At 76.3% G+C, this 2,265-nt stretch carries 2 protein-coding genes; both read right to left on the reverse strand.

Features of this window, described 5'->3' with window-relative positions; all coding sequences use genetic code 11:
- Positions 1 to 1,308, reverse strand: a 1,308-nt coding sequence (locus tag MXD58_RS29605; RefSeq protein WP_250611438.1) for a serine/threonine-protein kinase, incomplete at its 3' end; no start/stop codon positions are given.
- Positions 1,309 to 1,364: 56 nt separating this feature from the next.
- A partial coding sequence (locus MXD58_RS29610) for a hypothetical protein (RefSeq protein ID WP_250611440.1) occupies positions 1,365 to 2,265 on the reverse strand: 901 nt, incomplete at its 5' end.

The following is a 2,265-nucleotide window of genomic DNA, read 5'->3' on the forward strand; positions in this document are numbered from 1 at the left end:
CGTGCGGCCCGGTGCCCCACCCGTCGTCGGCGCGCGTGATGTCCCCGGGGGCCCCGCGGGGCCGCTGTGGTCGGCGTCGGGGGCGTCGGCGCGGTCGGGCCGAGCCGGGTGCAGCGCCGCACCCCCTGACCCGCCCGTCGCGACCGCGGGCGGCGGGCCGCTCGGCCGCTGGCCGGTGACCGGCGTGATCGGCCCGGCCACGTCGCCCTCGGCGCCGGACCCCTCGGTGCGCGGCGGCAGGGTGTTCAGCGGCCGGATGAGCGCGGTGACCTCGGCCAGCGCCCGTGCTTTCACGGGAATGTCGACGCGCAGGTCGAGCAGGCGCGCGTAGAGCTGCTCGGCGCTGGGGCGGTAGGCCGCGGTCTTGCGCATCGCGTCCTCGACGAGCGGGCGCAGGCTGTCGTCGAGGCCGTCGAGGTTCGGCGGGTCGTTCACCGTCCGGTAGAGCAGGCCCGGGGCCTCGCCGCCGCCAAACGGGTAGCGGCCCGTCCCCGCGTAGATGAGCACCCCGCCCCAGGCGAAGACGTCCGCCGCCGAGGTGATCTGCTCGCCGCGGGCCTGCTCGGGCGCCATGAACGCCGGCGTGCCGAGATGACGGTCGGCTCCCGAGTCGGCGCCGACCCTGGTCGCGGTGTCCAGCGCGCGGGCGATACCGAAGTCGATGACCTTCGGGCCGAGCCGGGACAGCAGGATGTTCGACGGCTTCAGGTCGCGGTGCACGATGCCGGCCCGGTGGATCGCCATCAGGGCGGTGGTGATGCTGACGGCGAGCTGGTGCAGCTCCGCGGGGGTCAGCGGCCCGCGCCGGGCCACGGCCTCGGCGAGGGTCGGACCGTCGACGTATTCGGTGACGAGATACGGCTGGTCGCCGGTGATGTCGACGTCGAGGACCGCCGCGGTGCAGAACCGGGCGACCCGGCGGGCGTTATCCGCCTCCTGCTTGAGGCGGACGCGGAACTCGGCGAGGCGGGCCAGGTCCGACCGGATCAGCTTGACGGCCACCTGCCCGCCGGCGGCGTTCTCCCCGAGGTAGACCGTGCCCATCCCGCCAGCGCCCAGCCGTCGCAGCAGCCGGTAGGGGCCGACCTCGGCCGGTTCGACGGCCCGGGCCGCACCACCCCCGCCCGGTGCCGAACCTTCCGACCGGGCCGACCCGCCGGTGTCGGCGGAGGCGTCCGGGTCGCCCGGCCCGGGGGTCGCGGCGGAGGCGTTCAGCGTCACCGGGTCGCTGGAATCCGCGGTTTCCCGGCCGGGACGGGGGGAGTTCACGCTGGCCTCGGCGGCGCCCTGCGCGGACGGGTGGGCCATCGTTACCTCACTCCCACCCTGTGGTCGACGGAGGGCGGCGACGGGCCGCCCGGCGGCTAGCGGCGCAGTGCCCGGCTCCGGCGTCGCCGGCGCGCCGCCATCTGGTAATGCACCGCGAGGAACGACAGGGCCAGGAACAGGGGCAGCAGCACCGAGGAGGTCGACGCGCTGGTGTCGGCGGAGACCAGCACCATGTCGATGCCGGCGGTCAGCGCCGTGCCGCAACGCACCTCGACGGGACGGTATCCCGGCCGGAAACTCGCGAACTGAACGACTGTCTCAAACGTGCCGGCCTGGTCGGCAACCGCCTGCCCGACCAGCTCGCCACCGGCCGTGAGGGTCACCTGCGCCCCGGGCCGGCAGCCCGCACCGCGAGCGAACAGGGTGTCTCCGGCGGTGATGACGGTCCGGTCGAACAGCAGCTCTCCCGGCCTGGCCTCGCGGGCCACCGGCTGCCCGACCGGCGGCGCCGGGTCACCCGGGCGCGCCGCCGCGGTGCAGACACCGAGCAGCCGCACCTCGCCCTTGGCGCAGCGCGGCGGCGCCGACACCGGGCACTTCTGGCCGAGTTCCACCGAGGCGCCGCCCGGGCACATCAGCTTGCCGGCCGGGCAGTCCGCGGTGGCGGCGTGCTGCGAACCGTCCCAGCAGATGACGGGCACCGGCGGCTCGGGCCTGGGCGGCGCCGGGCAGGCCTGCCCCACCGGCACGCTCACCGGCGAGCCGGGGCAGTACCGCTGGGGCGGCAGGCACAGGTCGACGCTGGCGCGCACCGAACCATCCGGGCAGGTGATCGTCTGCTCGCGCGGCGAGCCCGTGTTCGTTCCGGGCGCCGTCGTGGTGGGGCTGCCAGCGCAGGGTGAGGCCGACTCCGCCGGGCCGTAGGGCCGGGCGGGCGTGACGCTCGGGCAGGGCGGCGAGCCGCAGTCCGGTCCCGCGGCGGGGGCCGTGCACGTC

The sequence above is a fragment of the Frankia sp. AgKG'84/4 genome, assembly GCF_023242965.2.
Lineage (GTDB): Bacteria > Actinomycetota > Actinomycetes > Frankiales > Frankiaceae > Frankia.